General features: G+C 66.8%; 25 protein-coding genes. 11 read left to right on the top strand and 14 right to left on the bottom strand.

The features are described 5' to 3' along the window. Positions 1 to 12: 12 nt before the first annotated feature. Together N0B51_RS04270 and N0B51_RS04275 are read right to left on the bottom strand one after the other, a co-directional pair. On the bottom strand, positions 13 to 690 hold the full coding sequence (locus N0B51_RS04270; protein ID WP_259960994.1) for an ABC transporter ATP-binding protein: 678 nt from the start codon (positions 688 to 690) through the stop codon (positions 13 to 15). Further along, on the bottom strand, positions 683 to 1,924 hold the full coding sequence (locus N0B51_RS04275; RefSeq protein ID WP_259960995.1) for a lipoprotein-releasing ABC transporter permease subunit: 1,242 nt from the start codon (positions 1,922 to 1,924) through the stop codon (positions 683 to 685). The genes N0B51_RS04270 and N0B51_RS04275 overlap by 8 nt, the downstream gene beginning before the upstream one ends. Positions 1,925 to 2,076: 152 nt before the next feature. Here N0B51_RS04275 and purF point away from each other — a divergent pair, with 152 nt between their 5' ends. The 3 genes from purF (at position 2,077) to N0B51_RS04290 (ending at position 4,729) form a co-directional block, all read left to right on the top strand. Then, positions 2,077 to 3,549 (top strand): amidophosphoribosyltransferase, encoded by a 1,473-nt coding sequence (purF, locus tag N0B51_RS04280; protein ID WP_259960996.1) that lies wholly within the window; start codon positions 2,077 to 2,079, stop codon positions 3,547 to 3,549. Further along, on the top strand, positions 3,550 to 4,260 hold the full coding sequence (locus N0B51_RS04285) for an SDR family NAD(P)-dependent oxidoreductase (protein ID WP_259960997.1): 711 nt from the start codon (positions 3,550 to 3,552) through the stop codon (positions 4,258 to 4,260). A gap of 118 nt (positions 4,261 to 4,378) precedes the next feature. Continuing rightward, the gene (locus N0B51_RS04290; RefSeq protein ID WP_259960998.1) at positions 4,379 to 4,729 is read left to right on the top strand and encodes a PilZ domain-containing protein; all 351 of its coding nucleotides are present in this window, start codon (positions 4,379 to 4,381) and stop codon (positions 4,727 to 4,729) included. Positions 4,730 to 4,766: 37 nt separating this feature from the next. Here the strand turns inward: N0B51_RS04290 and N0B51_RS04295 are convergent, their stop codons facing one another. Further along, positions 4,767 to 6,056 (bottom strand): SAM-dependent methyltransferase, encoded by a 1,290-nt coding sequence (locus tag N0B51_RS04295; protein ID WP_259960999.1) that lies wholly within the window; start codon positions 6,054 to 6,056, stop codon positions 4,767 to 4,769. A 37-nt stretch (positions 6,057 to 6,093) separates the two neighbouring features. Then, a complete protein-coding gene (locus tag N0B51_RS04300) occupies positions 6,094 to 7,476 on the bottom strand; it encodes a cryptochrome/photolyase family protein (RefSeq protein WP_259961000.1) in 1,383 nt (460 codons plus the stop codon). Positions 7,477 to 7,517: 41 nt separating this feature from the next. Between N0B51_RS04300 and N0B51_RS04305 the strand changes: the two genes are divergently transcribed. Continuing rightward, positions 7,518 to 8,282 carry a phosphatase PAP2 family protein gene (locus tag N0B51_RS04305; protein WP_259961001.1) on the top strand — a complete coding sequence of 255 codons (765 nt, stop codon included), beginning with the start codon at positions 7,518 to 7,520 and terminating at the stop codon, positions 8,280 to 8,282. Between the two features lie 59 nt (positions 8,283 to 8,341). On the opposite strand, the gene N0B51_RS04310 is transcribed toward N0B51_RS04305, so the two are convergent. Together N0B51_RS04310 and N0B51_RS04315 are read right to left on the bottom strand one after the other, a co-directional pair. Continuing rightward, the gene (locus tag N0B51_RS04310) at positions 8,342 to 9,376 is read right to left on the bottom strand and encodes a 2-oxoacid:ferredoxin oxidoreductase subunit beta (protein ID WP_259961002.1); all 1,035 of its coding nucleotides are present in this window, start codon (positions 9,374 to 9,376) and stop codon (positions 8,342 to 8,344) included. Beyond that, complete coding sequence (locus N0B51_RS04315; protein ID WP_259961003.1) at positions 9,373 to 11,316, bottom strand: 2-oxoacid:acceptor oxidoreductase subunit alpha; 1,944 nt, start codon at positions 11,314 to 11,316, stop codon at positions 9,373 to 9,375. The genes N0B51_RS04310 and N0B51_RS04315 overlap by 4 nt, the downstream gene beginning before the upstream one ends. A 172-nt stretch (positions 11,317 to 11,488) precedes the next feature. Between N0B51_RS04315 and N0B51_RS04320 the strand changes: the two genes are divergently transcribed. Together N0B51_RS04320 and N0B51_RS04325 are read left to right on the top strand one after the other, a co-directional pair. Continuing rightward, positions 11,489 to 12,442 (top strand): alpha/beta hydrolase, encoded by a 954-nt coding sequence (locus N0B51_RS04320; RefSeq protein WP_259961004.1) that lies wholly within the window; start codon positions 11,489 to 11,491, stop codon positions 12,440 to 12,442. Next, entirely contained in the window at positions 12,439 to 12,912 is a 474-nt protein-coding gene (locus N0B51_RS04325) for an RNA pyrophosphohydrolase (protein ID WP_259961005.1), read from the top strand. The genes N0B51_RS04320 and N0B51_RS04325 overlap by 4 nt, the downstream gene beginning before the upstream one ends. 12 nt (positions 12,913 to 12,924) lie before the next feature. On the opposite strand, the gene N0B51_RS04330 is transcribed toward N0B51_RS04325, so the two are convergent. The 5 genes from N0B51_RS04330 to N0B51_RS04350 all read right to left on the bottom strand — a co-directional run bounded on the left by N0B51_RS04330 (position 12,925) and on the right by N0B51_RS04350 (position 18,488). Further along, positions 12,925 to 13,431, bottom strand: a complete 507-nt coding sequence (locus N0B51_RS04330; RefSeq protein ID WP_259961006.1) for a tetratricopeptide repeat protein — start codon at positions 13,429 to 13,431, stop codon at positions 12,925 to 12,927. A 71-nt stretch (positions 13,432 to 13,502) separates the two neighbouring features. After that, positions 13,503 to 14,684, bottom strand: coding sequence for an RsmB/NOP family class I SAM-dependent RNA methyltransferase (locus N0B51_RS04335; protein WP_259961007.1), 1,182 nt, complete (start codon positions 14,682 to 14,684; stop codon positions 13,503 to 13,505). A gap of 7 nt (positions 14,685 to 14,691) precedes the next feature. Further along, positions 14,692 to 16,155 carry an IMP dehydrogenase gene (gene guaB, locus N0B51_RS04340; protein ID WP_259961008.1) on the bottom strand — a complete coding sequence of 488 codons (1,464 nt, stop codon included), beginning with the start codon at positions 16,153 to 16,155 and terminating at the stop codon, positions 14,692 to 14,694. Between the two features lie 61 nt (positions 16,156 to 16,216). Further along, complete coding sequence (locus N0B51_RS04345) at positions 16,217 to 17,701, bottom strand: M28 family metallopeptidase (protein ID WP_259961467.1); 1,485 nt, start codon at positions 17,699 to 17,701, stop codon at positions 16,217 to 16,219. A gap of 31 nt (positions 17,702 to 17,732) precedes the next feature. Continuing rightward, complete coding sequence (locus N0B51_RS04350; protein ID WP_259961009.1) at positions 17,733 to 18,488, bottom strand: 3-hydroxybutyrate dehydrogenase; 756 nt, start codon at positions 18,486 to 18,488, stop codon at positions 17,733 to 17,735. Between the two features lie 114 nt (positions 18,489 to 18,602). Here N0B51_RS04350 and ypfJ point away from each other — a divergent pair, with 114 nt between their 5' ends. Together ypfJ and N0B51_RS04360 are read left to right on the top strand one after the other, a co-directional pair. Next, positions 18,603 to 19,457, top strand: a complete 855-nt coding sequence (gene ypfJ, locus N0B51_RS04355; RefSeq protein WP_259961010.1) for a KPN_02809 family neutral zinc metallopeptidase — start codon at positions 18,603 to 18,605, stop codon at positions 19,455 to 19,457. A 22-nt stretch (positions 19,458 to 19,479) separates the two neighbouring features. Next, positions 19,480 to 20,067: a hypothetical protein gene (locus N0B51_RS04360; protein ID WP_259961011.1), complete on the top strand. Its 588-nt coding sequence runs from the start codon at positions 19,480 to 19,482 to the stop codon at positions 20,065 to 20,067. A 66-nt stretch (positions 20,068 to 20,133) separates the two neighbouring features. Here N0B51_RS04360 and N0B51_RS04365 read toward each other — a convergent pair whose 3' ends face one another. Continuing rightward, on the bottom strand, positions 20,134 to 21,750 hold the full coding sequence (locus N0B51_RS04365) for a M56 family metallopeptidase (protein WP_259961012.1): 1,617 nt from the start codon (positions 21,748 to 21,750) through the stop codon (positions 20,134 to 20,136). Continuing rightward, positions 21,747 to 22,136 (bottom strand): BlaI/MecI/CopY family transcriptional regulator, encoded by a 390-nt coding sequence (locus N0B51_RS04370; protein WP_259961013.1) that lies wholly within the window; start codon positions 22,134 to 22,136, stop codon positions 21,747 to 21,749. Before N0B51_RS04370 ends, N0B51_RS04365 begins: the two co-directional genes overlap by 4 nt. A 112-nt stretch (positions 22,137 to 22,248) precedes the next feature. Between N0B51_RS04370 and N0B51_RS04375 the strand changes: the two genes are divergently transcribed. Next, entirely contained in the window at positions 22,249 to 23,430 is a 1,182-nt protein-coding gene (locus tag N0B51_RS04375) for an alpha-hydroxy acid oxidase (protein WP_259961014.1), read from the top strand. On the opposite strand, the gene N0B51_RS04380 is transcribed toward N0B51_RS04375, so the two are convergent. Beyond that, positions 23,427 to 23,867, bottom strand: coding sequence for a YidH family protein (locus tag N0B51_RS04380; protein WP_259961015.1), 441 nt, complete (start codon positions 23,865 to 23,867; stop codon positions 23,427 to 23,429). The two genes, N0B51_RS04375 and N0B51_RS04380, sit on opposite strands and share 4 nt — an antisense overlap. 61 nt (positions 23,868 to 23,928) lie before the next feature. On the opposite strand from N0B51_RS04380, the gene N0B51_RS04385 reads away from it, so the two are divergent. Then, complete coding sequence (locus N0B51_RS04385) at positions 23,929 to 24,975, top strand: winged helix-turn-helix domain-containing protein (protein ID WP_259961016.1); 1,047 nt, start codon at positions 23,929 to 23,931, stop codon at positions 24,973 to 24,975. 92 nt (positions 24,976 to 25,067) lie between these two features. Then, positions 25,068 to 25,625 carry a hypothetical protein gene (locus N0B51_RS04390; RefSeq protein ID WP_259961017.1) on the top strand — a complete coding sequence of 186 codons (558 nt, stop codon included), beginning with the start codon at positions 25,068 to 25,070 and terminating at the stop codon, positions 25,623 to 25,625. Positions 25,626 to 25,652: the final 27 nt, after the last annotated feature.

The raw sequence follows: 25,652 nt of genomic DNA on the forward strand, positions 1-25,652 counted from the left end.
TCGACCGGGGACCTATTCGAGCACGCCCTCGTGCAGCCGGACCACCCGGTCCATTCTCGCCGCCAGGCGTTCGTTGTGGGTGGCGACCAGCGCCGCACTGCCTTCGCCGCGGACCAGCGCGAGGAACTGCTCGAGCACGATGTCGGCGGTGTGCTCGTCGAGATTTCCGGTGGGCTCGTCGGCGAGCACGAGCTGCGGCTGATTGGCAAGCGCCCGGCCCACCGCCACGCGTTGCTGTTCGCCTCCCGAGAGCTGGCTTGGACGGTGATCGAGCCGGTGCCCGAGCCCCAGCGAGCTCAGGATCGATCGCGCGCGCTCTTCGGCTTCGCCTTTGGCCCGGCCAGCTACGAGCTGCGGGATCACCACGTTCTCGATCGCGTTGAAATCGGGCAGCAAATGGTGAAACTGGTAGACGAAGCCGAGGTGGTCGCGCCGAAGCTTCGTGCGCCCCTCGGGCGGCAGCGCGCTGGCATCGATCCCCGCGATCTCGATCTTGCCGCCGAACCCGCCTTCGAGCAGGCCGACCGCCTGCAGCATGGTGGACTTGCCCGAACCCGATGGGCCGAGAAGCGCGACGATCTCGCCCGGAGCGACGGTCAGGTTGACCCCGCGCAGGACCTCGATCCGCACCCCGCCCTGCTCGAACGAGCGGGTGAGGTCTGTCAGTCGGACGACGGCGGGGCTACTCATAGCGCAGCACCTGCACCGGATCGGTGCTCGCCGCCTTGTAGGCAGGATAGAGCGTCGCGAGAAAACTGAGCACGAGTGCCAGCAGCGCGATGCCGACGATCTCGATCGGATCGGCCCGCGCCGGAAGCGTCGTCAGGAAGCGGACCGACGGATCCCACAGGTTCTGTCCGGTGACCGCCTGGATCACGTTCACGATGCTCTGCCGGAAGGCGAGGATCAGGAAGCCCAGGATCATTCCCGTGCCGGTCCCGACCGCGCCGACGGTGAAACCCGCGGTGACGAAGATCTTGAGCAGGGATCGCCGCGTCGCGCCCATCGTGCGCATGATCGCGATGTCCCGCGTCTTGGCGCGCACCAGCATGACCAGGCTGGACAGGATGTTGAAGGCGGCGACCAGCACGATCATCGACAGCGCGAAGAACATGGCCACGCGCTCGACCTCGAGCGCCTCGAACAAAGAGGCGTTGATCTGCTTCCAGTCGGACACGACCGCCTGCCCGGCCAACCGCTTGGCGATCGGCGCGAGGTATTCGGCCGCCTTGTCGGCATCGTCGGTCGTCACCTCGATCATGCCGATCGTGTCGCCGATCAGCATCAGGGTCTGCGCATCGGCAATCGGCATCACCACGAACGCCTTGTCGTAATCGTAGACGCCGATCTCGAATATCGCCGCCACCCGGTAGCCGACCTGCCGCGGAACCGTGCCGAACGGCGTCGACCGTCCGGCGGGATTGATGATGGTGATCGTGTCGCCGATCTGCGCACCGATGTTCTCGGCCAGGCGCGCGCCGATCGCGACCTCTCCCGCATCGGGCTTGAGCAGCGAGAGGTTGCCGGCGACGACCTTGTCCTCGAGGCTGGCGATGTCCGGCGCCGTGTTGCCGCGCACGAGGACCGCCTCGACCCGTCCGTTGAAGGTTACCAGCAGTGGCTGCTCGATCAGCGGGCTCGCCTTCGTCACTCCGGGGGTCTTGCGGATGTCCTGGAGGATCTCCTGCCAGTTATCGAGCCGGCCGCCGTACGCCTGCACGATCGCATGGCCATTGAGCCCGACGATCTTGTCGAGCAGTTCGGCACGAAAGCCGTTCATCACGCTCATCACCACGACGAGCAGCGCGACCGACAGCATCACCACGCCCACGCTGATCCCGGCGACGAGCGCGATGAAGCCCTCGCCCTTGCCAGGCAACATGTAGCGCTTGGCGATCGTCCATTCGAAGGGGGAAAGCAGCAAGGGGTGCGCGTCTCGTTCAGGGAAGCGTGATGCGCACGCGTGTAGGGACCCTTCTTGCCGCACGCAATGGCCAGTCACTTCGCGCAAGCAGCCTTGTCTTTGCGACACAACATCGCCATTGAGCGCCCCGAGCAGCGAGGCCCGACAGCCCCATGAACTTCCATCATCCGTTCGAGACGGCGGACGGCGACAAGCTCCGCGAGGAGTGCGGCGTCTTTGGCGCCATCGGTGCGCCCGACGCTTCGGCCGTGACCGCGCTGGGCCTGCACGCGCTCCAGCATCGCGGCCAGGAAGCCGCAGGCATCACCAGCTTCGACGGGCAGGATTTCTTCTCGCGCCGGGGCCAGGGCCATGTCGCCGAAAACTTCTCCTCGCAGGATGCGCTGGCGGAACTGCCGGGAATCATGGCGGCAGGGCACGTCCGTTATTCGACGACAGGCGGATCGGGCCTGCGCAACGTGCAGCCGCTCTACGCCGATCTTGCAGCCGGGGGCTTCGCCGTCGCCCACAACGGCAACATATCGAACGCCCAGAGCCTGCGCGACGAGCTCGTCCGCAAGGGCGCGATCTTCCAGTCCACTTCGGACACCGAGGTGATCATCCACCTCGTCGCGACGAGCCGCTATCCGACCACGATCGATCGCCTGATCGATGCCCTGCGCCTCGTCGAAGGTGCCTATTCGCTCATCGTCATGACGCCCGAGGGGATGATCGCCTGCCGCGACCCGCTTGGCATCCGGCCGCTCGTGATGGGCAAGCTGGGCGATGCGACGGTGTTCGCCAGCGAAACGGTGGCGTTCGATGTTATCGGCGCCGATTTCGTCCGCCAGGTCGACCCGGGCGAGATCGTGCGTGTCGATTTCGACGGGAAAATGGTATCCAGCCATCCCTTCGTGGCCGGACAGGCGCGCCCGTGCATCTTCGAGCACGTCTATTTCAGCCGCCCTGATTCGATCTTCGACGGGCGGTCCGTCTACGAAGCGCGCAAGGCGATTGGCCGCGAGCTCGCCATCGAATCACCCGCCGACGTCGACCTGGTCGTCGCCGTTCCGGACAGTGGCGTGCCGGCGGCGATCGGTTACGCCCAGGAATCGGGCGTCCCGTTCGAACTCGGCATCATTCGCTCGCACTACGTCGGACGGACATTCATCCAGCCCGGCGACAGCGCCCGCCATTCCAGCGTCAAGCGCAAGCACAACGCCAACCGCGGCCTCGTCGAAGGAAAGCGCATCGTGCTGATCGACGATTCGATCGTCCGCGGCACGACGAGCATGAAGATCGTCGAGATGATGCGCGACGCGGGCGCGACCGAAGTCCACTTCCGCGTCGCCAGCCCGCCGACCGCGCATTCCTGCTTCTATGGCGTCGACACGCCCGAACGCTCGAAATTGCTGGCAGCCCGGATGGAGATCGAGCCGATGCGCGAGTTCATCAAGGCCGACAGCCTTGCCTTCGTGTCGATCGACGGACTCTACCGGGCAGTCGGCGAAACCAGTCGCAATGCCCTGCGCCCGCAGTACTGCGATGCCTGCTTCACCGGCGACTACCCGACTTCGCTGACCGACCTCGCGGCCCGCGAATCGCGCGAGGCGCAGCTTTCATTTCCTGTCAACAAGGTCGCTTAATTGACTGATACCAAGCCATTTGATGGGCGTATTGCGCTCGTGACAGGAGCCAGCAGGGGCATCGGTGCCGCGACCGCGCTGGCCCTCGCCGAAGCCGGCGCCCACGTCGTCCTGACCGCACGCGACGTGAAGGCACTCGAATCGGTCGAGGATTCGATCCATGCCGTCGGCGGAAGTTCGACGATCGCTCCGCTCGACCTGGCCGAGCCCGACGCCATCGCCCGTCTCGCCGCGGCCATCGCCCATCGCTGGGACAGGCTCGACATTCTCGTCATCAATGCCGCGTACCTTCCCACCCTTACGCCGGTGACCCAGGTCGACCAGAAGCAGTTGGGACAGGCCCTGACGACCAACGTTCTCGCCACCCAGGCCTTGCTCGCCTCGCTCGATCCGCTGCTCAAGCGCGCGGGGCACGCACGCGTCATCGGCCTGACGAGTTCGGTCGGTACAAGTCCTCGCGCGTTCTGGTCCGCCTACGCGGCGAGCAAGGCGGCGTTCGAAACCATGCTTGATTGCTATGCCCTCGAAATCGAGAAGCTTGGAGACACCCGGGTAGCCATCGTCGATCCGGGCGCGACCAGGACGGCAATGCGCGCGCGCGCCTACCCCGGCGAGGACCCGGCGAGCGTCAAGCCGCCCGAGGAAGTGGCAAAGCGCATCGTGACTTTGCTGCAACAGGACTTCGCGACGCGGCACCGCGATCGTCCTTAGCTGCGACTTAACCCAATCCCTCAGGGATCGGGAAAGCACCTTGAGGCACCGTGCGGAGTGTCTGACCGGAGACTTCCGGTGAGACGCACCCAAGGGACGCGAACAAGGGCTTGTCGCCATGATCAATACGACCGACCGTTACGCTCTGGCCGCGCAGGAGGACCGCTGCGCGCCGCGGACCAAGATCAGCATTCCGGCGCAGTTGCGCGCTTCGGGTGGACGCCCATTCCGCACCGTCGTTCACGACTTGTCGATATCAGGCTTTTCGGCCGCCGCGATCAATCGGATGCACGTCGGCCAGTTCTGCTGGCTGACCCTGCCGGGCCTCGAATCGCTTCAGGCAGAGGTGGTCTGGTGGGACAACTGCATCGCCGGTTGCGCCTTCTCGGAACTTTTGAGTCCCATCGTGCACGACAACATCCTGGCGCGATATTCGGGCGGAGGCACCGTATACCGACCAGTAGCCTGAACGGCGTTTTCGCGCCAGGCAGGAGCGGCGCCGCGCCCTAGCCGGCCGGCTTCACCAGAGTGACCTGGTGCACGTCGATTCCCCCGCCGAGGAATCCGCCCTCGCAATACATCAGGTAATAACGCCAGAGACGCACGAACCGGTCGTCGAACCCGGCGGGTAGCCCCCCCTCCTCGACCGCGCGGTCGAAGTTTTCCCGCCAGAGCCGCAGCGTGCGCGCATAGTGGTCGCCGAAGCGGGTTTCGTCGGTCCAGGCAAGGCCGCGTCCCTCGGCCAAGGCGCGGAACTCGCTGGACTTGATCAGCAGCCCTCCGGGAAAGACGTAAGCCTGGATGAAGTCGGCGCTGCGGGCATAGGCTTCGAACAGCGATTCCTTCATCGATATGAACTGGATCGCGGCGCGGCCGCCGGGCTTCAGGTTGCGCGCGACGCAATCCATGAACGTCGGCCAGTATTCGCGCCCCAGTGCCTCGACCATCTCGACGCTGACGATCGCGTCGTACTGCCCATGGGTGTCGCGGTAGTCCTGCTTCAGGAAGCGCGGATTGGCCGGATCGGATGCCTTCGCCCGGCAAAAGGCAAGCTGTTCGTCCGACAGGCTGATCGCATCGACCCGGGCGCGCCCGTTCTGCGCCGCGGCGTGTGCCAGCATTCCCCAGCCACAGCCGATCTCCAGAATCGACGTGGCCTCGTGGGCGTTGACCCGGTTGAGCATGGCAGTTGCCTTGGCAAGCTGGGCGTAATCGAGCGGATCGAGACGTTGCTGCGACCGGCCGGGACCGTCCGCGTCTTCGAAGATCGCGCTCGAATAGCACATCGACCGGCCCAGCCAGGCGGCATAGAAATCGTTGCCGAGATCGTAATGCGCATGGATGTTGCGCTCGGCGCCCGTGTGCGTGTTCCGGTTGAGCCAATGAACGAACCGCGCGGCCCACCGGAACGGCCCGCGCGCGCGTCCCGTGTCCCCAAGGGCATCGCCGTTCGCCATGAACAGAGCAAAAACCGGGATCGGGTCCGGGCTGTCCCATTCCCCAGCTTCCCACGCCTGGTACCAACCGATCGACCCGTTGGTCGCAAGCCTGAGAAGCGCCCGCCAGTCACGGATGCGAACCTCGGCTTCGAAGCCGGAATTGCGGCCACCCAGCAGGCGCCTCGTCCCGTCCGGCAGCAATCCGAGAATCGAGCCCGTTTCGAGTCCTGCGTCGATCCTGTCGAGTATCTTGTGAAAGCCCGGCGCGAACAGGCGCGCAAGCCAACCCGGGCGCCGCGCAAAGCGATCGCCCGCCGAAAGAAGGGAGCCTCCCCTGCCTAGCCCTTCAGCCCGCATGGCTTCGCTATGAACCCGCGCGGGTCGCGAAATCAAGTTATCCCTTGCTGTTGCGGTAGGCCTCGAGAGCGCGTTCACGCGCTTCCTTGTGGCCGATCATCTTGGTGGGATACGCGCCCCGTTCTTCGTCCGGGGGGTCGTGGATCGCTGCGTCTCGGCAACCGGCGAGTTCGGGCACGAAGGCGCGAATGTAGCCGGCAGCATCGAACTTCTCGCTTTGTCTCAGCGGGGCCATGATGCGCGGAAACATGTTGCTGTCCACCCCGGTGCCGGACACCCATTGCCAGTTGACGCCGTTGTTGGCGTAGTCCGCGTCGACCAGGCAATCCCAGAACCATCGCTCGCCCTCGCGCCAGTCAATCAGCAGATGTTTGACGAGGAAGCTGGCGGCGATCATTCGCACGCGATTGTGCATCCACCCGGTCTGCCAGAGCTGGCGCATCCCGGCATCGACGATCGGATACCCGGTCAGCCCCCTTTGCCACCGCCTCAGATCCCGCGCGATCAGGCGGCCGGCAGCGGGGTGGCGCCACAGCTTGCGCTCGTCGTACTTGCGATAGCTTTCGCGCGGATAGCCGGGAAACTGGGCGATCACGTTCTGCGCATAATCGCGCCAGATCAGTTCCTTGGCAAAGGTCGCCCACCCCTGACCGCGCCGTCCGTGCAGCCGGTGCCATACCTGTGCGGGACTGATCTCGCCCCAGTGCAGGTGCGGCGACAGGCGCGACGAACCAACGACGGAAGGCAGATTCCGGCTGGTTTCGTAGTCGGCGACTCTGTCCGACCATTCCTCGAGTCGACGGCGGGCCGCCGCTTCGCCGACATCCCAGAAGTCGGCAATACCGCCCGACCAGTCCGGCCGCACGGGAAGCAGCTTCCAGTCATCGAGCGCATCGCCTTGCGGCCATGAATCGGGGCGGTGAATCGTCGACGGCGCGGGCAAGGGTTCGCGCGGCGGCATTTCATCGAGAACGGCCTTCGCGAACGGGGTATAGATCTTGTACGGTTCTCCCGAAGCAGTCGTTACCGCGCCCGGCGGGAGCAGGAAATTGCCGTCGTAAAGCGCAAGATCGACCGTCTTCGCCAACGCGTCTTCTGCGTCCCGCCACCAAGGTTCGTAGTGCCGGATCGCGTGGACGCGGGCCGCGCCGCTCTCCCTTGCGATGTTCGCGAGCTCGGTCGCCGCGTCACCCTTGCGCAGCACGATCCGCGAACCGTGTTTGCCCAGGTCGCGCGCCAGGCTTTCGAGCGAGTGGTGCAACCACCAGCGCCCCGCGCCACCAATCGCGTGTTCGCCCGGGGCCTCGTCATCGAGGACATAGACCGCGATCACCGGCCCCTCTTGTGCGGCCGCATGGAAGGCCGGTTGGTCTGCCAGGCGAAGGTCGCGCCGAAGCCAGACGATTTGCGGAGCGGTCATCGGAATCGGAACACAAGCCGCTCGGTGCTTGTTCCCCTGCCATGAACGATCCCGACAACGTTACCCCGGAAGAACCGCCGATCCCGGCCGAAACCGTGCTGCTGCCGTCTCGCGGTTTTACTATCGACCGGCGCAAGGCGCTGGCCGCGGCGGCCGTGCTGTGGGCGGGTTATGCATTCATGGTCTGGGCGGTTGCCAACGACCGTACCGGTAGCTTCGATCAATGGGGCCTGCTCTTCTATCGCACCGGCGATCAGCTCGTCGCGCGCGGCCCGGAACTGCTTCACGAAGCCGTTCGCGATGTGACCGGACTCGGCGGGGTATTTCTGCGCAACCTCTTCGCAATCGCCGCTGTCGTCGCACTTCTGTTCCTGAAACTGCGCCGCGAGGCCGTCCTGTTCGCGGCGACGGTAGTCATGGGCTGGCTCGTCAACAGCGGGATGAAGGCGCTGGTCGGACGTCCTCGCCCCGAGATCGTGCCCCACCTCACCGAAGCGGGCGGCGCGAGCTTCCCCAGCGGGCACAGCTTCAATGCCGCGGTGGTCTACATCGCGATGGCGCTCGCTTTCGCATCGATGAGCGCGCGCCATTCGGTGCGCTACACGATCGTCGGTAGCGCCATGATACTTTCCGCCATGATCGCCTGGAGCCGGGTGATGCTGGGCGTGCATTTTCCGAGCGACGTGGCGGCCGGCTGGCTGGGCGGCGCGGGATGGGCCTTCCTGGCAGCCGCGCTGCTCTATGCACCCGCGAAGGCCGCCGCAGACAGCGAAACGGTCCAGTCCTTCGATCCCGCGACGCACTGAGGCGGCCCCGGCCTCGACCTGCAGAATTGTCCGGCCGGATGCGCTGCGCAAGTGTCGGCTCAGACCGGGTCCTGAGCGGTGCCGTCGACGGTCCAGGTCTGCCCCTTGGCGAGAAGCTTTGCGAGGTTCGCTTCCTTGCCCTCGGAAACGCGAGCCTTTTCTTCCATCACCGCCGCCTCGAAAGTCGGACGCGGGTCATCGTAGAGGACGCCCAGGGCCATCGGAAACGGGCCGAACGGCATCTCGACCAGCATATGCGCGATCGAGCGGTTTGTGGTGTCGTGCACGATCACATCGGCCGCCTGCCAATCGCCGTCGACGACATCGACCACCTTGAGCTGCAGCTTTGCCCGGTCGAGGGCGATACCCTGCGTCCCGCCCGCGAACAGCATGGGTTCGCCGTGCTCCAGCCACAGCTGGCGGTCCTCGGCTCCCTTTGGAGCCGCGAATGCGTCGAACACGTCCTTGTTGTAGACGATGCAGTTCTGGAAGATCTCGACAAAGGCGGCACCCTGGTGGGCGTGCGCGGCCTTGAGCACGTCGGGCAGCTTCTTGGACACGTCGAACCCGCGGCCGACGAAGCGCGCGCCCGAGCCGAGCGCGAAGGCGGCCGGACGGGCCGGATGGTCGATCGAACCATAGGGGGTCGAGGGGCTCTGCGTACCCTCGCGGCTGGTCGGCGAGTACTGGCCCTTGGTGAGGCCGTAAATCTCGTTGTTGAACAGCATGATCTGCATGTTCACGTTGCGGCGCAGGACGTGCATCAGGTGGTTGCCGCCGATCGACAGGCCGTCGCCGTCGCCGGTCACCAGCCAGACATCGAGGTCCGGATTGGCGAGCTTCACGCCGGTCGCCACCGCCGGTGCGCGACCGTGGATCGTGTGGAAGCCATAGCTTTCGATGTAGTACGGAAACCGGCTCGAGCAGCCGATCCCGCTGATGAAGACCGTCTTCGCCGGATCGGCGCCCAGTTGCGGCAGCGTGCGTTGTACCGCCTTGAGGATCGCGTAGTCGCCGCAGCCCGGACACCAGCGAACCTCCTGGTCGGTTTCCCAGTCCTTGAGCGTGGTCTCTATGGGGGTCATGTCGTTCATGGGTTCACCGCTTTCACGCTCGGGAGCTGCTGTTCGTTCGGCTCGATCTCACCGCCCTCGTTGCCTTCGATGTCGTCGAAGTATTTCGCGATCGCGGCTTCGAGCTCGGCGATCTGGAAGGGCTGGCCACTGGTCTTGGTCAGCGGCTGCGCATCGACGAGGTACTGGTCACGCAGGACGGTCTTGAACTGACCGGTATTCATTTCCGGCACGAGAACGTTGTCGAACCCGCGCAGCAGGTCGCCGAGGTTTCCGGGCATGGGCCAGATGTGCCGGACGTGGACGTGGCTGACGTCGAGACCCTTCGCGCGGCTGCGGCGCACGGCCTGGTGGATCGGGCCGAAGGTGCTGCCCCAGCCCACCACGACGAGCTTGCCCGAGGTATCGCCAAGGCAGACGTCCTGGTCGGCAATCTCGATATCTTCGACCTTGTTCTTGCGCGCGTCGGTCATCGCCTGGTGGTTACCCGGCGAGTAGTCGATGTGGCCGGTGTCCACCGCCTTTTCGATCCCACCGATGCGATGCATCAGGCCGGGGGTCCCGGGCTTGATCCACGGCCGCGCACCCTTCGGGTCGCGCTTGTAGGGGAGAAGTTCGTCGCCAGCATTCTTCTGCTCGAGGAAGCGGACCGGGGCGCGTTCGAAAGTCGCAGGGTCGGGCACCTTCCAGGGCTCGGCGGCGTTGGCGATGTAGCCGTCGGTAAGCAGCATCACCGGGGTCATGTACTGGACTGCAATGCGGCACGCCTCGATCGCGCATTCGAAAACGTCGGCCGGGCTGCGCGCGGCGATAACCGGCATCGGCGCATCGCCGTTGCGGCCATAGACCGCCTGGTAGAGATCGCTCTGCTCGGTCTTGGTCGGCAGGCCGGTCGATGGCCCGCCGCGCTGGGAGTTGACGATCACCAGCGGCAGCTCGGTCATGATCGCGAGGCCCATCGCCTCGCCCTTCAGCGCAATGCCCGGACCCGACGAAGAAGTGACGCCGAGTTGCCCGGCATAACTCGCACCGATGGCCGAGCAGATCGCGGCGATCTCGTCCTCGGCCTGGAACGTCGTGACCCCGAACTCCTTCAGCCGCGCAAGGTGGTGCAGGATCGCGGAGGCCGGCGTGATCGGGTAGCCGCCGAAGAACAGCGGAAGTTCGAGCAACTGCGCGCCCGCAACGAGGCCGAGTGCTACCGCCTCGGCTCCGGTGATCGTGCGGTAGAGCCCCGGCTCGGTCGGCACAGGGTCGAGGTGGAGCTGTTTGAGCGGTCCCGACAGCTCGGCGGTTTCGCCATAGGCGTGACCGGCGTCGAGCGCCGCTATGTTCGCCTCGGCCAGCTCTGGCGCCTTGGCGAACTTCTGCCGCAACCAGTCGTGAATCGGCTTGCGCGGCCGGCCGAACATCCACATCGCCAGGCCGAGCGTCCACATGTTCTTGCAGCGCAGCGCGTCCTTGTTGCCGAGGCCGAAGGGCTTCACCGCCTCGATCGTCTGCGCACTGATGTCGAATGCGAGCACGTCCCACTTGGCAAGACTGCCGTCCTCGAGCGGATTGGCGTCGTACTTCGCCTTGTCGAGATTGCGCTTGGTGAACTCGCCGGTGTCGGCGATGATCAGTCCGCCGGGCTTGACCGCGTCGAGGTTCGTCTTGAGCGCGGCCGGGTTCATCGCGACGAGCACGTCGGGCGCGTCACCCGCGGTGTTGATTTCGCGGCTGCCGAAATTGATCTGGAATGCGCTCACCCCGAACAGCGTGCCCTGCGGCGCGCGGATTTCGGCCGGGAAATCGGGAAAGGTGGCAAGGTCGTTGCCGGCAAGCGCGGTCGATAGCGTGAACTGGCCACCGGTGAGCTGCATCCCGTCACCGGAATCGCCAGCAAAACGAACCACTACGGCTTCGGGATTGTCGGACGCGGGCGCGGTCTGTGTCGAATCGAGGGCATGAGTCGCCATCGGAATTCCTTGTCGTGCGTCTTGCTGACGCCTGTTCTCGGGTGGGCGCACCTAGGGAGCGTCCATCCCCTCCACAACCAAGTTTTTCTCCCCGTGCGAGAAATTGTCGAGTGGAAAAGCGACTTCGCGCCGGTTAATCACCCCGCTCCGGACCACAGGCGGGGCATTCGCGTTGGCAGACACTGAACCTTTCGTACGTGACGACGTGCGCCAGCTGCTCGATCTGCTCGCCGCAAACCCGAGTCCGCCACTCGCCGATGTGACCCCGGACGAGGCCCGCGCGGCGTACCTCGCCCTGGGAATGCTGACCGAGGCGCCGGCGCGCGACCTCGCGGTCATCCGCGACCTTGCCTGCCCGGGTCCCGCGGGAGACATCCCGCTGCGGCTCTACGACCCGCGGGAAAACCGCGAGCCGGGACCGCTGGTGATGTTCTTTCATGGCGGCGGCTTCGTGATCGGCGACCTCGAATCGCATCACGCCTTCTGCACCGAGCTTTCCCACGGGCTCGACCTGCCGGTGATCGCGGTCCATTACCGCCGCGCCCCGGAAGCACCCTACCCCGCCGCTCCCGACGACTGCGAAGCGGCGGCGCGCTGGGCCGCCGGCAGCCCGGAGGCACTCGGGAGGAGTGTGACCGGCCTGGTCACTTGTGGGGACAGCGCGGGCGGAAACCTGTCGATCGTCGTCGCGCAGGCATTGTCGAGCACCCCGGCCGCAGTGCCGGTGATTGTCCAGGCCCCCATCTATCCCGATGCGGGGCCACCGCGCGGGACGATGAGCCACGGCGCTTTCGGCGAGGGATTTTTCCTGACCGCGCGGTCGATCGACTATTTCGACGCCTGCTACGCCGGGGACCTGCAAAGCAGCCGCCGGTACCCTTCGCTGCATCGCGATCTCGCCGCTTCTCCGCCCACGGTGCTCACCACGGCCAGTCTCGACCCCATCCGCGACCCCGGCCGCGACTATGCGGCGCAGCTCATCCGGAATGGGGTCGAGGTGACCTATCTCGAGGCGCGCGGAAACGTCCACGGGTATATCAACATGCGCAAGGCGGTCCCGAGTTCGCAAGGCGACGTCGACGCGCTGATCGGGGCGATCAGGGCGGCGGTGGAGCGCCACTCGTGACCGAGCTTGGCTATCGGCCGTGTGTCGGCGTCATGCTCGTCAACGCCCATGGTCTCGTCTTCGTCGGCAAGCGGATCGACAACAAGGAAGGTGACTGGTGGCAGATGCCGCAGGGCGGCGTCGATCCGGGCGAGGACCTCGACGCGGCGGTCTTGCGCGAACTGGCCGAGGAAACCGGGATCACCAGCGAACTCGTGTCGCTTATCGGCAGGCTCGACGAACCGCTGCGCTACGACCTGCCCGAAGACCTGATCGGAAAGCTGTGGGGCGGTCGCTTCCGCGGACAGGAACAGACCTGGTACCTCGCCCGCTTCGCCGGCGGTGATGCCGACATCGACCTCGAGGCGCACGATCCGCCCGAATTCTGCGAATATCGCTGGGTCGAGCCGGACGAGCTTCCGTACCTGATCGTGCCCTTCAAGAAGCGCGTCTATCGCACGGTCGTCGAGCAGTTCCGCCCGCTCGTCTGACCGGACGAGAGATCAGTTCTGCTGGGTAACGACCGTGTCGGGAAGAACCGCTTCAGCGGTCAGCACCCGTGGCTGGGGACCCTTGTCGATCGCGGTGGCGAGCGCCCGGGTCTCGGCGCACTTGTCGCCGCACATCGACTGCAGGCGCGCGAGGTTGCGGCGCGCCTTTTCGACCGCACCTTTTTCGACCAGCGCGGCGCCCTCGCCCGACAGGGCGGCGAGGTTGTCGGGCTCACGCGCGAGCGCCTCGCGATAATAACGGATCGCCTTGCCCTGCAGTCCGTTGCGCCGGGCGGCATCGGCAAGATCGAGGAAGATCGAGGTCGCGGCAGGATCGACGGTCAGCGCCGCCTCGAATGCGTCGACCGCCTTTTCGGGCTCGCCCGCCGCAAGGGCGGCGCGGCCCTCTGCCACCAGGGCGGCCGCGCGCGGATCGGTGACGTGATCGGCCCCTTCACCCACGCTGGCGGTCATCGCGAGAACGACGGCAAGGGCGGCAGCGGGGGCAGCGAAACGCATCAGCAACTCCTTCACGGTCAGGCGACCAGGGCGGGTCCGGGCAGGATCAGGCTCGGCCATAGCGCGGCTGGTTAACACGCGCGAGTTGCACGCGCGATGAAAAATCCGTCCGTGCCGTCGTGGAACGGCTCGACCCGCCAACCTTTCCCCCGCGCGCGGCCGAGCGGTAGATCGACGCGTCCGGCCGACCAGTCGGAGCGAGCTGCGAGGAAGCGGTCGATCTGGTCCGCCCCTTCCGCGTCGAGCAGGGAGCAGGTGACGTAGATCAACCGCCCCTCCGGCCGCACGAGGTCGGCCGCAATTCCCAGCAGCCGCTCCTGTGCTTCCACGAAGCGCGCGAGACGGCCTGGCGTGAGCCGCCACCGCGCCTCGGGGTTGCGGCGCCAGGTGCCGGTTCCCGAACACGGCGCATCGACCAGCACCGCGTCGGCCTTGCCCGCGAGATCTTCGAGGCTTTCCAGTTCCTTGCCCGGATCGAGCAGGCGCGTTTCGATCATCCCGGCACCGGCCCGTTCGGCACGCGGTGCCAGGCGCGACAGGCGCTGGCGATCGGTGTCGCAGGCCACCAGCGTCCCCCGATTGCCCATCTCGGCCGCTAGCGCGAGCGTCTTGCCGCCCGCCCCTGCGCACAGGTCGACGATCGTTTCGCCGGGCGCCGCGGCAACCGCCTGGCAGGCAAGTTGCGACCCGGTATCCTGAACCTCGACCAGTCCGTCGCGAAAGACGTCCCACTGCTCCACGCGCGTGCCGGGCTCGAGCCGTAGCCCCTGCGGTGCCTCGGTTCGTACGGCGGCCGCCGGCAGATCGATCGCGCCGCGATCGGCCTTGAGCGTATTCACCCGGATATCGAGCGGGGCCCGGGCGAGGAGTGCCTCGGCCGGCGGGCCAGCGATACCGGACTGCGCCAGCGCGCGTTCGAGCCATTCCGGCGCAAGACCGGGCAAGGCGATCTGCTCGCCTTCCGCGATCGGCGCCGGCGCGTGCGCCGAACCATCGAACAGCAAGGCCAAGGCCGGGTCCTCGGCGGCGAGCCGCAGCATCGCTGCCCGGCCCGAAGCGGGGACCGGCCCGCAGGCCCGGATCGCAGCATAAGTAAGATCGCGGACAGCGCGGCGATCCTTCGATCCCGCATAGCGCCGCGCCCGGAAATAATCCGCGATCAGCCGGTCAGCGGGCGCCCCACCGGTGCTTGCCGCCTCGATCACGGCATCGAGGATTTCGATTGCACCCTGGACCCGCGCGGCAGGGGTCATCGCCCCGTCACCGCGTGGGGTAGTTCGGCGCCTCGCGGGTGATCGCGACGTCGTGCACGTGGCTCTCGGCAAGGCCCGCGTTGGTGATCCGCACGAACCTGCCGCGCTGGCGCAGGTCCTCGAGCGTCGCCGAGCCGGTGTAGCCCATCGCCGCCTTGATGCCGCCGACAAGCTGATGGATCACGTCCTTCGCCGGCCCCTTGTACGGCACCTGCCCCTCGATCCCTTCGGGCACCAGCTTGAGTGCGGAAACGTCCTGCTGGAAGTAGCGGTCCGCGCTCCCGCGCGCCATCGCGCCCACGCTGCCCATCCCGCGGTAAGCCTTGTAGCTGCGACCCTGGTAGAGGAACGTCTCGCCCGGACTCTCGGCCGTTCCGGCGAGCATCGAGCCGACCATGACGCTCGATGCGCCCGCCGCCAGCGCCTTGGCCGCATCGCCCGAGGTCCTGAGCCCCCCGTCGGCGATGATGGGCACGCCCGACCGTGCCGCCTCTTCCGCGCATTCGAGCACTGCGGTCAACTGGGGCACGCCAACGCCCGCGACGACGCGCGTGGTGCAGATCGACCCCGGACCGATGCCGACCTTCACCGCGTCCGCGCCGGCATCGATCAGCGCCCGCGTGGCTTCCGCGGTGGCGACGTTGCCGGCGACGATCTGGACCGAATTGGACAGCTTCTTCGCGGCCTCGACCGCCCGTCCGACGTCGCGATTGTGCCCGTGCGCCGTGTCGATGATGACGACGTCGACCTCGGCCTCGATCAGCGCCCGGGTGCGTTCGAAGCCCTTGTCCCCCACGGTCGAGGCGGCGGCCACGCGCAACCGGCCGCTTTCGTCCTTGGTCGCATCGGGATAGGTCACAGCCTTCTCGATGTCCTTGACGGTGATCAGGCCGACGCAGCGGTAGTTGTCGTCCACCACCAGAAGCTTTTCGATCCGCCGCTGGTGGAGCAGCCGCCGCGCCTCGTCCTGGTTCGTGCCGAGAGGCACCGTCGCCAGGTTCTCGCTCGTCATCAGCTCGCGGACCGGCTGGCGCGGATTTTCCGCGAAGCGGACGTCACGGTTGGTCAGGATGCCGCACAGCTTGCCGCTCCCGTCGGTGACGGGAATGCCGCTGATCCGGTTGTCGGCCATCAACGCCTGGGCCTCGCCCAGCGTCGCCTCGGGGCCGATCGTGATAGGGTTGACGACCATGCCGCTTTCGAACCGCTTGACCGCGCGCACCGCGGCGCACTGCGCTTCGAGATCGAGGTTGCGATGCAGCACGCCGATCCCGCCGAGCTGCGCCATGACGATCGCCATGTCCGCTTCGGTCACGGTGTCCATCGCCGCCGATACGACCGGGATGTTGAGAGCGATGTCGCGGGTCAGCCGCGTGCTCGTGTCGGCCATGCTCGGCAGGATGTCGCTTTCCGCCGGGCGCAGAAGCACGTCGTCGAAAGTCAGGCCGAGGGGGATATCGTCGTGTGCCACTGGATTGCGCTTTGCCCAAGAGAATCGTGGCGGCCCATCTAACGGCAGGTTGCCGAGGCGGCTAGAGGGGGGCGGCGCTTTTTCCTGCCGTGGCCGCCCACTTGGCCGGATCGGAGAAATAGCGCACCAGCGCTTCGGTCAGCAAAAGGTCTTCGACGGCCCCGCCCAGTTCGATCCCCCCAGGCTCGTCGGTCGGCTGGTGATAGCGCTGGGCGATATAGCGGTCGAGCGCCTCCGCCGAGCCGAACGCGCTCGTGACCGAAACCGCCGGCACGTCGCGCTGGAGCAGCGCCCATCCATCCTGCCGGCGCAGGTATTCCTGCGCCAGTCTCTCCTCGCTTTCGCGCCGTCCCGTAAGCCGCAGGACTTCGAGGATCCCCGGATCGAGCGGAGTCAGCCCCCTCCCCACGATCGCCACCGGCGTACCCGCGGGCGCCACGGCAACCGTGTCGAGATTGAAGGCGGCGACGATCGTGTCGAGCGGGATAGGGGGATTTTCCGCAATGGCCTGCGCGCCGAGCAGCCCCCACTCCTCGCCCGTCGTGGCGACGAAATAGACGTCGCGCTCGAGCCGCGGACCCGATGCGAGGCGCCGGGCGACCTCGGTGAGGACCGCAAGGCCGCTCGCGTTGTCGACCGCGCCGTTGCATATTCCCGGTGAACCGGTGTCGGGGCTGCAGTGTCCGAAATGATCCCAGTGCGCGAGGACCAGCACCGCACCGGCGGCGGGACGCTTGCCGGGAAGCCGCGCGATCAGGTTGAATGTTCGTACCATGCCGGCGACCGACACCGCCTCTATCGTCGACCTGAGATCCAGCGCCACGGGACGGAAATCGGCCTCGCGGGCGTCGCGCACCAGGGCTTCGAACCGGTCGCGGCCGATCAGCGCGGCAGCCGCGCTCCGGGTGACGAACCCGTCAAGCGTGTCCGCTCCGTCCGCCTCGGCCAGGCGGTAGCTTCCGCGCCGCCGGACTTCGACGAGGTTGTCGAGTTCAGCCCGGTCGCCGACGATCGCCAGCACCGCCGCAGCGCCCCCGCGCAGCAGCGCCTCGCGCTGTTCGGTCTGGCCCGCATGATCCCACATCATCAGCACGACCCGCCCGGCAAGCGCGGCGCTGTCGAGCCGTTCGCCCTGCTCGCCCACGAAAACGACCGGGGCATCCTCGACAAGCCCGCGCGTTCCCGAGGCGAATGCCACGACCTCGTCGCGCGGCAGCAGAGCGGTCCGGCCCGCACGGGTAAAGCGGACCGCGCTGCGTTCCGGCGTACTGCTGACCAGTTCGACCGGCGCGAACCAGGGGTGCGCGGGATCGTTGGTGCCCGATTCAAGACCTGCCGCCTGCCATTCGCGGGCCAGGTATCGCAGCGTCTTGGCCTCGCCCTCGGTGCCAGGCTTGCGCCCTTCGAAATCGTCGCTGGCAAGAACGTCGATGTGCCGCGATATGGCCGCGCGAAGGAGGCTATCGGTCGACAGGGTCGCTGCCGGGGGCCGCGTGCCGGTGCATCCGGCCAGCAGCAACACGCCCAGGAGCCATGCGACCCGCATCTTCACCCCCTGGATTCCTCCCCCCGTTTTCCTACTCGGCGGTCCATCCGCCGTCCACGCTCCAGTTCGCGCCGGTGACGTTCTGCGCTTCCTCCCGGCAGAGGAACACGGCCAGCGCGCCGATCTCCTCCGGCTGCACGAACTTGCGGGTTGCTTGCTTGACCAGAAGGACGTCGTTGACGACCTGCTCGCGGGTCATCCCCCGGGCCTTCATGGTGTCGGGGATCTGGTTTTCGACCAGCGGCGTCCAGACATAACCAGGGCTGATGCAATTGACCGTGATCCCACGGTCCGCGACCTCGAGCGCGACGGTCTTCGTCAATCCGTCGAGCCCGTGCTTGGCGGCGTTGTAGGCTGCCTTGAACGGCGAGGCGACCTTGGAGTGCGCGCTGGCGGTATTGATGATGCGGCCCCAGCCCGACACCTTCATGTACGGCACCGCAAGGCGGATCGTGTGGAACGCTGCGGTGAGGTTGAGCGCAAGGAGAAGGTCCCACTTCTCAGGCGGAAAGTCCTCTACCGGGCTGACGTGCTGCATTCCGGCGTTGTTGACGAGGATATCGACGTCGCCAGCGCCAGCCATCAGGGCCTCGCACCCTTCGCGGGTGGTCAGGTCGGCGGGCACGTGCCGCGCGGAAAGCGTCGTGCACAACCGGGCGATCTCGTCTTCGTCACCGAACCCGCTGAGAACGACCTCGGCGCCTTCGGCGCGCAGGGCGCGGGCGACTGCGAGCCCGATGCCCGACGTCGAACCGGTGACGAGCGCGCGCTTGCCGGACAGGAACATTTCACCTCCCTCGCGGATTAACCGGCCGACATGGCCGCGCAATTGCTCTTGCGAGCCGCGGCGCGCGTGTCCAGAGAGATTGCGGCCGGGCCGCGCAAAAACGGGGGTTTGTGCATGCGGCTCAACCGGTTCGATCCATCGAGCATCAACGTTCGCGGGGGCGGTGGTGGCGGTTTCCCTGGAGGAGCGGGTGGCGGCATCGGCTGCGGCACGCTGGTCATCGCGCTGATAGCCGCACTCGTGTTCGGGGTGGACCCGACCTCGATGCTGAGTGGCGGCGGGTCCGAGCAAACGGTCCCAGCGACGCAGGGCGACGGTTCCGCCCGTTCGGTCGAACAGCTCTGCACGTCGAACCAGTACGCGACCGAGGCCTGCAACGCCCTCCAGTCACTCAACCAGACCTGGCAGCCCGAATTCCAGCGTGCCGGCATCCCGTTCCAGCAGCCCACCCTGGTGTTCTATTCCGGCGGCACCCGCTCGAGCTGCGGCGGGGCCACTTCTGCGATGGGGCCATTCTATTGCCCGGCCGACCAGGGCATCTACATCGACACGAGCTTCTACGACCAGATGGCGCGCCAGCTTGGCGCGGGCGGAGATTTTGCGCGGTATTACGTCATCGCTCACGAATACGGTCATCACATCCAGTACCTCACCGGCGTGGCCGATGCGATCCGCAGCGCCCAAGGCCAGAACCCGCGCGCGGCGAACCAGCTGCAGGTCCGCATGGAACTGCAGGCCGATTGCTACGCCGGAGTCTGGGCTGGCAAGAACCGCAACCTGATCGACCACGGCGATTTCGAAGAAGGGATGACCGCCGCCAGCGCAATCGGCGACGACGCCCTGACCGGGGGCCGCGTCAGCGCGGAGAACTTCACCCACGGCACCAGCAGGCAGCGCATGGAGGCGCTTCAGGCGGGCATGGAAACCGGCAACGATGCCGTCTGCGACCGCTATGTTGACGTCCGCTAGGATCGCGCCCTTCGCGGCGCTCGTGCTGCTCGCAGCGACGCCGGTGGGTGCGCGAAACCAAGACGAGCCGGTCGCCAATCGTGCGCCCGACGCAGAGGACGTGGCAATGACGCCGATCACCGACCTCAACCTCGCCAAGGACGAAATTCCCTCGGTCCTGCTCGCGGCCCAGGCCGACCCGTATGCCAGCACAGGCGTCCGGACGTGCAAGGACATCGCCGCCGCCATTGCTCCGCTCGATGCCGCACTCGGCCCCGACATGGACGTCGTCGCAGGCGAAAACGACCGGATCAGTCCCGGATCGGTGGCCAAGAGCGTGGTGGCCTCGTTCATTCCCTTTCGGGGAATCCTGCGCGAGCTGACAGGCGCTGCCGAGCACCAGCGCGACTTTCAGGCGGCGATCTATGCCGGAGCGGTCAGGCGCGGATACCTGAAGGGCCTGGGACAGCAGAAGGGCTGTGCCTATCCAGCCCGCCCCGCTTTCGCGCGGGTCAAGGTAAACGGCAGGAAGGCAGAGGACGCCAAACCGGTCGAGCAGCCGAACGGCGAACCCGCCACCTTCGTTTCGCAGCCAGTGGTCCAGGACGTTCCCGGAAGAAGAAGACGCTGAGCGCGACTGCGGCAGCGTCTTCTCCGCACGATTAGGCGTGCAGACTCAACCCTCGGCCCTAGGCGTTCAGCCGTTCGGGTTCCTTTCGAGGCGTTCGATTTCCCGATCGAGATCCTCGATGACCCTGCGCCGGGTTTCCGCGTTCATGCGCGCGTCGCTCGCGATCGCTTCCCGTGCGGACTTGAGACCGCTGAGCGCGTTGGCGGAGACGATCTTCCGGCAAACGCGGATGACTTTCCGGCCATCGTCGGTCCGCCCCTCGATTGCCTTGTCGTTATCATCGCAGGACATCTCTATACGCGCCATGTCGCGCGCCATTCTCGAACCTGCCTCAGCAGCCCGCTCGCCCGCTGCATGCGCGCGGATTTCTATTTCCTTGATGCGCTTTTCGTCCACCTTCACCGATCGTTCGATCTCGCCGTCGAGTTCGGCGAGATGTCTTTCAAGTTCCTTCATGCGCGCCGCGAACTCGGGTGAATCGGCCCCTATCACCTTACCGTCGGGGCCTCGAAGGATGATCGACCGATGCTCGACGTCTCCTTCCTTGTCGTCCTTCGTCCGGATGACCACGACACGGCGACCTTCCTGGGCGGAGTCGCCGCCGGCGATCGGTGTCGCCGGCGCCAGCGGTGCTGACGGGGCCAGCGGTGCTGACGGGGCCGAAGGCACTGCGGGGGCCGACGGGGCCGCGGGCGGCGCAGGCGGCGCGAGGGACGGGCCATTATCCTCGCCGGCCCCTGCACTGGCATAGGTAACCGAAGCGGTCAGCGGCAGGCCCAGCGCCGCCAGGCCGACAAGAAACCCGCCCATGCGACGGCGGCGGAGGGAAAGTTCGTTCACGGTCAGGCTCCTCAGACGATGGATGATCGATTTGTCGCCGAGCACAGGGCACGCCATCGGTGCTGCCAGCGCGACCCGCGGCCCCGGATCGGCGGCGGCGCTAGCGATCAGCGCAGCGTATCGGGTCCTTTCGCGCCGGTCGCGCCCCTCCATCACGCGCGCATCGCACGCGGCTTCCTGGTCACGGCGCATCGCGCGCCATCCCAGCCACGAAAGGGGATTGAACCAGTGAAGCGCAAACAGCGGCAGTGCGGCGAAGTTGACCGCGAGATCGTGCGCCCGATGGTGCGAAAGCTCGTGCGCGAGCGCCAGATCGCGCGACGCACGGTCTGGGAGCGCCATGAAGCCCGCCGGAAGCGCGACGATCTTGTCGAATACCCCGAACGCGAGCGGAGACCGCGTGGCCGAAGTCTCGACGAGACGCACCGCTCCAGCTTCCCCGACCACGATTGCATCGGCCAGAAGCTGGGCGCGAAGCCGGCGATATGCGGCGAGGCGCAGAACGATGTAGAGCAATGCACCCGACAACCACACCGAGATAAGCGCAAGCTCCAGCGTTGGCACCCAGTGGGGTGAACCGGCAATCGCGGTTTCGACGGGCAAGGCCGTCTCGCTCGCGGCGGCCGGGCCCGCTACCATCGGGAAGTCGCCCGCGGGAATTGCCGCCGGGGGCAGTTGCGGTGCCGGCAGCACGAAAGGCGGCATCAGGAGCCGAAGGAACGGCAGGAGCCACAGCGCATACGCGCTCCGCGCACCGAAATGCCGCGCCACCGGCCGCCTGACGACCAGTACGATCGCGATAAGCACGCCGGTCCAGGCAAGCGTCTCCAGCAACCAGGTCATCGACGCAGCTCCCTCAGCAATTCCTCGATCTCGGCAAGATCATCCGCGCTCAACGCCTCGCTCTCGGCGAGATGCGCGATAAGCGGCGCGGCGCGACCGCCGAACAGTCTATCGACCAGGCGTCGGGATTCGCGACCGAGATATTCGGTGCGTTCGACAAGTGGAGAATAGAGAAAGCGGCGTCCGTCCGGTTCGGTCGCGACCGCCTTCTTGGCGACGAGGCGGCCGAGCAGCGTCTTGACGGTCGGCATCGACCAAACGCGCGTTTCGCACACCCGATCGCAGACCTCGGCGGCTGTCAGTGGGCTCTTGTCCCACAAGGCTTCCATGACCGCGTGCTCGGCCTCGCTGATCCGTTCGCTCGCGACTTCGCTCTGGTCGGTCACGGCCACTCTCCCAAAAGTGCGATCACGCCTGTAGTCATTGCGACTACGCGTGTAAACATGAAGCGCAGATGAATGGCTGTTCAGTCGTATCCCCGGCGATTAGAACGGCGGCATGGAAGAGCCCTATCCCGTGCCCCACGCCGTCCGGCAGTTGCGCGACTGTCATAACGTGATGGACTTCCGCAAACTCGCGTACCGGCGACTGCCCTTTCCCGTGTTTCACTACATCGACGGCGGCGGCGACGACGAGAAGACCCGCGCAAGGAACACCGCGGCCTACGACGATGCGGACCTGGTGCCCAACGTCCTCGCAGGGGTGGCCCGGATCGACACCAGCACGACGATCATGGGCCGCACCACAGACCTGCCCCTCGTACTCAGCCCTACCGCGCTCCAGCGCCTGTTCCACTGGCAAGGCGAACGCGCCGTGGCCCGAGTGGCCGAGCGGCACAACCTGTGGTTCGGCATCTCCAGCCTTTCGAGCGTCAGCATCGAGGAGATCGGTGCCAACTATGCCGGGCCGAAGATGCTGCAATACTACTACCACAAGGACCGCGGCCTCAACGCGGCACTTGTCGAGCGTGCCCGCGCGGCGAGGTTCGACGCGATCGCGCTGACCGTCGACACGATCGTTTCGGGCAATCGCGAGCGGTGCAAGCGATCGGGCTTCACCACCCCTCCGCGGTTCACGCCCGCAAGCTTCCTGTCATACGCCACGAAACCCGCCTGGGCGCTCAACTACCTTTTCCGCGAGCGGTTCAGCCTGCCGAACCTCGAGACTCACGTTTCCGAGGGCAGTAGCAGCGCGATTTCGATCCAGGATTACTTCAACGAAATGCTCGATCCCGACATGGATTGGGCCGCGGTCGAAAAGCTCCGTAACGACTGGGGCGGCACGTTCTGCCTCAAGGGCGTGATGAGCGTGGCGGACGCCCGCCGTGCGGCCGACATCGGCTGCGACGCGATCATGGTTTCCAATCACGGCGGCCGGCAGCTCGACGGCAGCCGGGCGCCGTTCGACCAGCTCGCCGAGATCGTCGACGCGGTCGGTGACCGGATCGAGGTGATTTGCGACGGCGGCGTGCGGCGCGGCACCCATGTGCTCAAGGCGCTTGCCACCGGAGCAAAGGCCGCTTCGGGCGGGCGTCTCTACCTCTACGCGCTTGCCGCTGCCGGCGAAGCGGGGGTCGAACGCGCGGTGATGATCCTGAAGGAAGAGATCGAGCGGGGAATGCGACTGATGGGCGTCAGGTCGGTCGCCGAACTCGATCGCACCATGCTGCGGCGGCGCTAGCTCGCAGCGACGCCGACCAGCACCGCCGCGCCGACGACGAGCATGAAGGCGTTGAACAGGACCGGAAGCCAGGTCGGCAACCGGTCGGTGTCGGGATCGGGACGCAGCGACTTGCCCGCAATCTCGCGCCAGATCCCGGCCCCGAAGCAGAACTCGGCGAAGACGATCAGCACCAGCGCGGTGGACAGGCCGAGCCAGTCGGGCACCAGCCCCGCAAGCAACTTGCGCGCACCTACCCCGGCGGCAAGGCTGGCGAGGCCGGTTCGCATCCATGCGGCATAGGTGCGCTCGGCGGCGAGCATGGTGCGGTCCGCGGACAGGCGCGTGCGGCGGTCCGCGCTGTCCTCCTGATTGGCGGCGCTGTCGACGAGCGTCTGCGCGCTGTCCGCAAGCTCATCCTGCGCCACCGCGGTCTCATGTTCACCGATCGTCGCCATGGCTCCACAACGGCCGGCGCGGCAAATGGTGGCATCGGCGGCAATTTCTCGTATTTCGGCGATGATGACGACCACGGGCACTTACAGCTTCGGACCGTTCCGCCTCGACCCGGCCGATCGCCGCCTCACGCGCGACGGAGCCCCGGTGGAGGTGAGTGCGCGATACCTCGATGCGCTGATTCTGCTCGCGGGGGAAAGCGGCCGCCTCGTCACGAAGGACCGCTTCATGGACGAAGTGTGGCGCGGCGTGCCGGTGACTGACGAGGCACTGACGCAGTGCATTCGCTCGCTTCGCCGCGCGTTGGAGGACGATGCCACCGCACCCAGGTACATCGAAACGGTTCCGCGACACGGTTACCGCATGATCGCCCCCGTCGATCGCGACCGGTCCGATAATCCGGACACGCCTCTCAGCGGGGACATCGCCGCCGTCGCCCGCGATGCCGTGTCCGGGGCGATAGGGGGAGGACTGGCCGGGATGGTCGCGGGCCTGGGCTATCTCGCACTGGGTCTGGTCGCCCCGGGGATCGGGACGGCATCGACGCTGCTCGTGCTCATCAGCATGAACCTCCTGCTCGGCCTCGCCGCCGGTCTCGCCGTGTGCGGGGGCGCCGCTCTCGCGGCACGGTTGGCTCACGAAGCGGCTCACTGGACCGTGATCGGGGGCGCCTTGGGCGGCCTGGTGATCGGGGCGCTGGGCCGCATGATCGGTAACGACCTTTTCTTCCTGTTGTTCGGTCGGTCTCCCGGCGCGATAACCGGCGCGCTCGAGGGTCTTGTGCTCGGCGCTGCGACTGGCGTGGCCCTGGTCCTCGCCGTGCGTGCACACCGGGGCTCCGCCGCCAGGCGGCTCGTTCCCGGTTTTCTTCTCGGCGGTGCGGTCGGCGCAGGCATCGCGGTGGCGGGCGGGCGCCTGATGGCGGGCAGCCTTGCCGAACTGGCAGCGCGCTTCCCGAACACCAACTTGCGGATCGACGGTGCGCTTTTCGGCGAGAGCGGCCTCGGACCCATCGCGTCGACGGTCGCCACGACGGGGGAAGGCGCGTTGTTCTGCGGGTGCGCGGTTGCCGCGGTGCTCGTCGGCCGCCGACTGGGCGGCACCCGCTGAACGGCCGATTTCACCGGCTGCTCACGCTCCCCTCATGACGCTCACGAGCGCGTCTGCGACGGTTTCCGAGAGCTTGCAACGGAGCGTCTGACATGAGCATTTCCCCGACCGACATGACCCCGAGGACCGAGCGCACCTTGCGCATCGCCGGCTGGCTTTTCGCCGCCGGGCTCCTCGCCCTCCCTGCCATCGCAATGCAGTTTTCCGATGAAGTGGACTGGAGCGCGGCCGACTTCCTGATCGCCGGAATCGCGTTGGGGCTGTCCGGGGGCATCATCGAATTGGGCGCACGGGCGAGCGCAAACCTGGCGTTCCGGATCGGTGCTGTCGTGGCTGTCGGCTGCGCCTTCTTGCAGGCCTGGATAAATGCCGCGGTCGGGATCATCGGCGACGAGGGTAATCCGGCCAACTGGACCTATTTCGCGGTCGTGGCGATCGCGGCCGCGGGCGCCGTTGGGGCGCTAGGCAATCCGCGCGGACTGGCGCGGACGATGGTCGCCGCCGCGAGCGCACAGGCGATATTCTCAATCCTGCACGCGGCGAACGGCACCCCGACGATCGTCATCGACGCCTTCTTCGTCCTGCTGTGGCTACTGGCCGCGCGCCTCTTTCAGCGGAGCGCGGGCGAGCGGACGGGCAATTCGGCCTGACGGCTGTCGGGGCCGCGATCGGCGCGA

It is taken from the genome of Tsuneonella litorea, from assembly GCF_025154015.1.
Lineage (GTDB): Bacteria > Pseudomonadota > Alphaproteobacteria > Sphingomonadales > Sphingomonadaceae > Tsuneonella > Tsuneonella litorea.

What these genes read in the sequence shown, in the direction of transcription:
- N0B51_RS04270 (WP_259960994.1), bottom strand. Translation starts at nt 690, where the DNA reads ATGAGTAGCCCCGCCGTCGTCCGACTGACAGACCTCACCCGCTCGTTC.
- purF (WP_259960996.1), top strand. Translation starts at nt 2,077, where the DNA reads ATGAACTTCCATCATCCGTTCGAGACGGCGGACGGCGACAAGCTCCGC.
- N0B51_RS04290 (WP_259960998.1), top strand. Translation starts at nt 4,379, where the DNA reads ATGATCAATACGACCGACCGTTACGCTCTGGCCGCGCAGGAGGACCGC.
- N0B51_RS04295 (WP_259960999.1), bottom strand. Translation starts at nt 6,056, where the DNA reads ATGCGGGCTGAAGGGCTAGGCAGGGGAGGCTCCCTTCTTTCGGCGGGC.
- N0B51_RS04300 (WP_259961000.1), bottom strand. Translation starts at nt 7,476, where the DNA reads ATGACCGCTCCGCAAATCGTCTGGCTTCGGCGCGACCTTCGCCTGGCA.
- N0B51_RS04305 (WP_259961001.1), top strand. Translation starts at nt 7,518, where the DNA reads ATGAACGATCCCGACAACGTTACCCCGGAAGAACCGCCGATCCCGGCC.
- N0B51_RS04310 (WP_259961002.1), bottom strand. Translation starts at nt 9,376, where the DNA reads ATGAACGACATGACCCCCATAGAGACCACGCTCAAGGACTGGGAAACC.
- N0B51_RS04315 (WP_259961003.1), bottom strand. Translation starts at nt 11,316, where the DNA reads ATGGCGACTCATGCCCTCGATTCGACACAGACCGCGCCCGCGTCCGAC.
- N0B51_RS04330 (WP_259961006.1), bottom strand. Translation starts at nt 13,431, where the DNA reads ATGCGTTTCGCTGCCCCCGCTGCCGCCCTTGCCGTCGTTCTCGCGATG.
- N0B51_RS04335 (WP_259961007.1), bottom strand. Translation starts at nt 14,684, where the DNA reads ATGACCCCTGCCGCGCGGGTCCAGGGTGCAATCGAAATCCTCGATGCC.
- N0B51_RS04345 (WP_259961467.1), bottom strand. Translation starts at nt 17,701, where the DNA reads ATGCGGGTCGCATGGCTCCTGGGCGTGTTGCTGCTGGCCGGATGCACC.
- N0B51_RS04350 (WP_259961009.1), bottom strand. Translation starts at nt 18,488, where the DNA reads ATGTTCCTGTCCGGCAAGCGCGCGCTCGTCACCGGTTCGACGTCGGGC.
- ypfJ (WP_259961010.1), top strand. Translation starts at nt 18,603, where the DNA reads ATGCGGCTCAACCGGTTCGATCCATCGAGCATCAACGTTCGCGGGGGC.
- N0B51_RS04365 (WP_259961012.1), bottom strand. Translation starts at nt 21,750, where the DNA reads ATGACCTGGTTGCTGGAGACGCTTGCCTGGACCGGCGTGCTTATCGCG.
- N0B51_RS04375 (WP_259961014.1), top strand. Translation starts at nt 22,249, where the DNA reads ATGGAAGAGCCCTATCCCGTGCCCCACGCCGTCCGGCAGTTGCGCGAC.
- N0B51_RS04380 (WP_259961015.1), bottom strand. Translation starts at nt 23,867, where the DNA reads ATGGCGACGATCGGTGAACATGAGACCGCGGTGGCGCAGGATGAGCTT.
- N0B51_RS04385 (WP_259961016.1), top strand. Translation starts at nt 23,929, where the DNA reads ATGATGACGACCACGGGCACTTACAGCTTCGGACCGTTCCGCCTCGAC.
- N0B51_RS04390 (WP_259961017.1), top strand. Translation starts at nt 25,068, where the DNA reads ATGAGCATTTCCCCGACCGACATGACCCCGAGGACCGAGCGCACCTTG.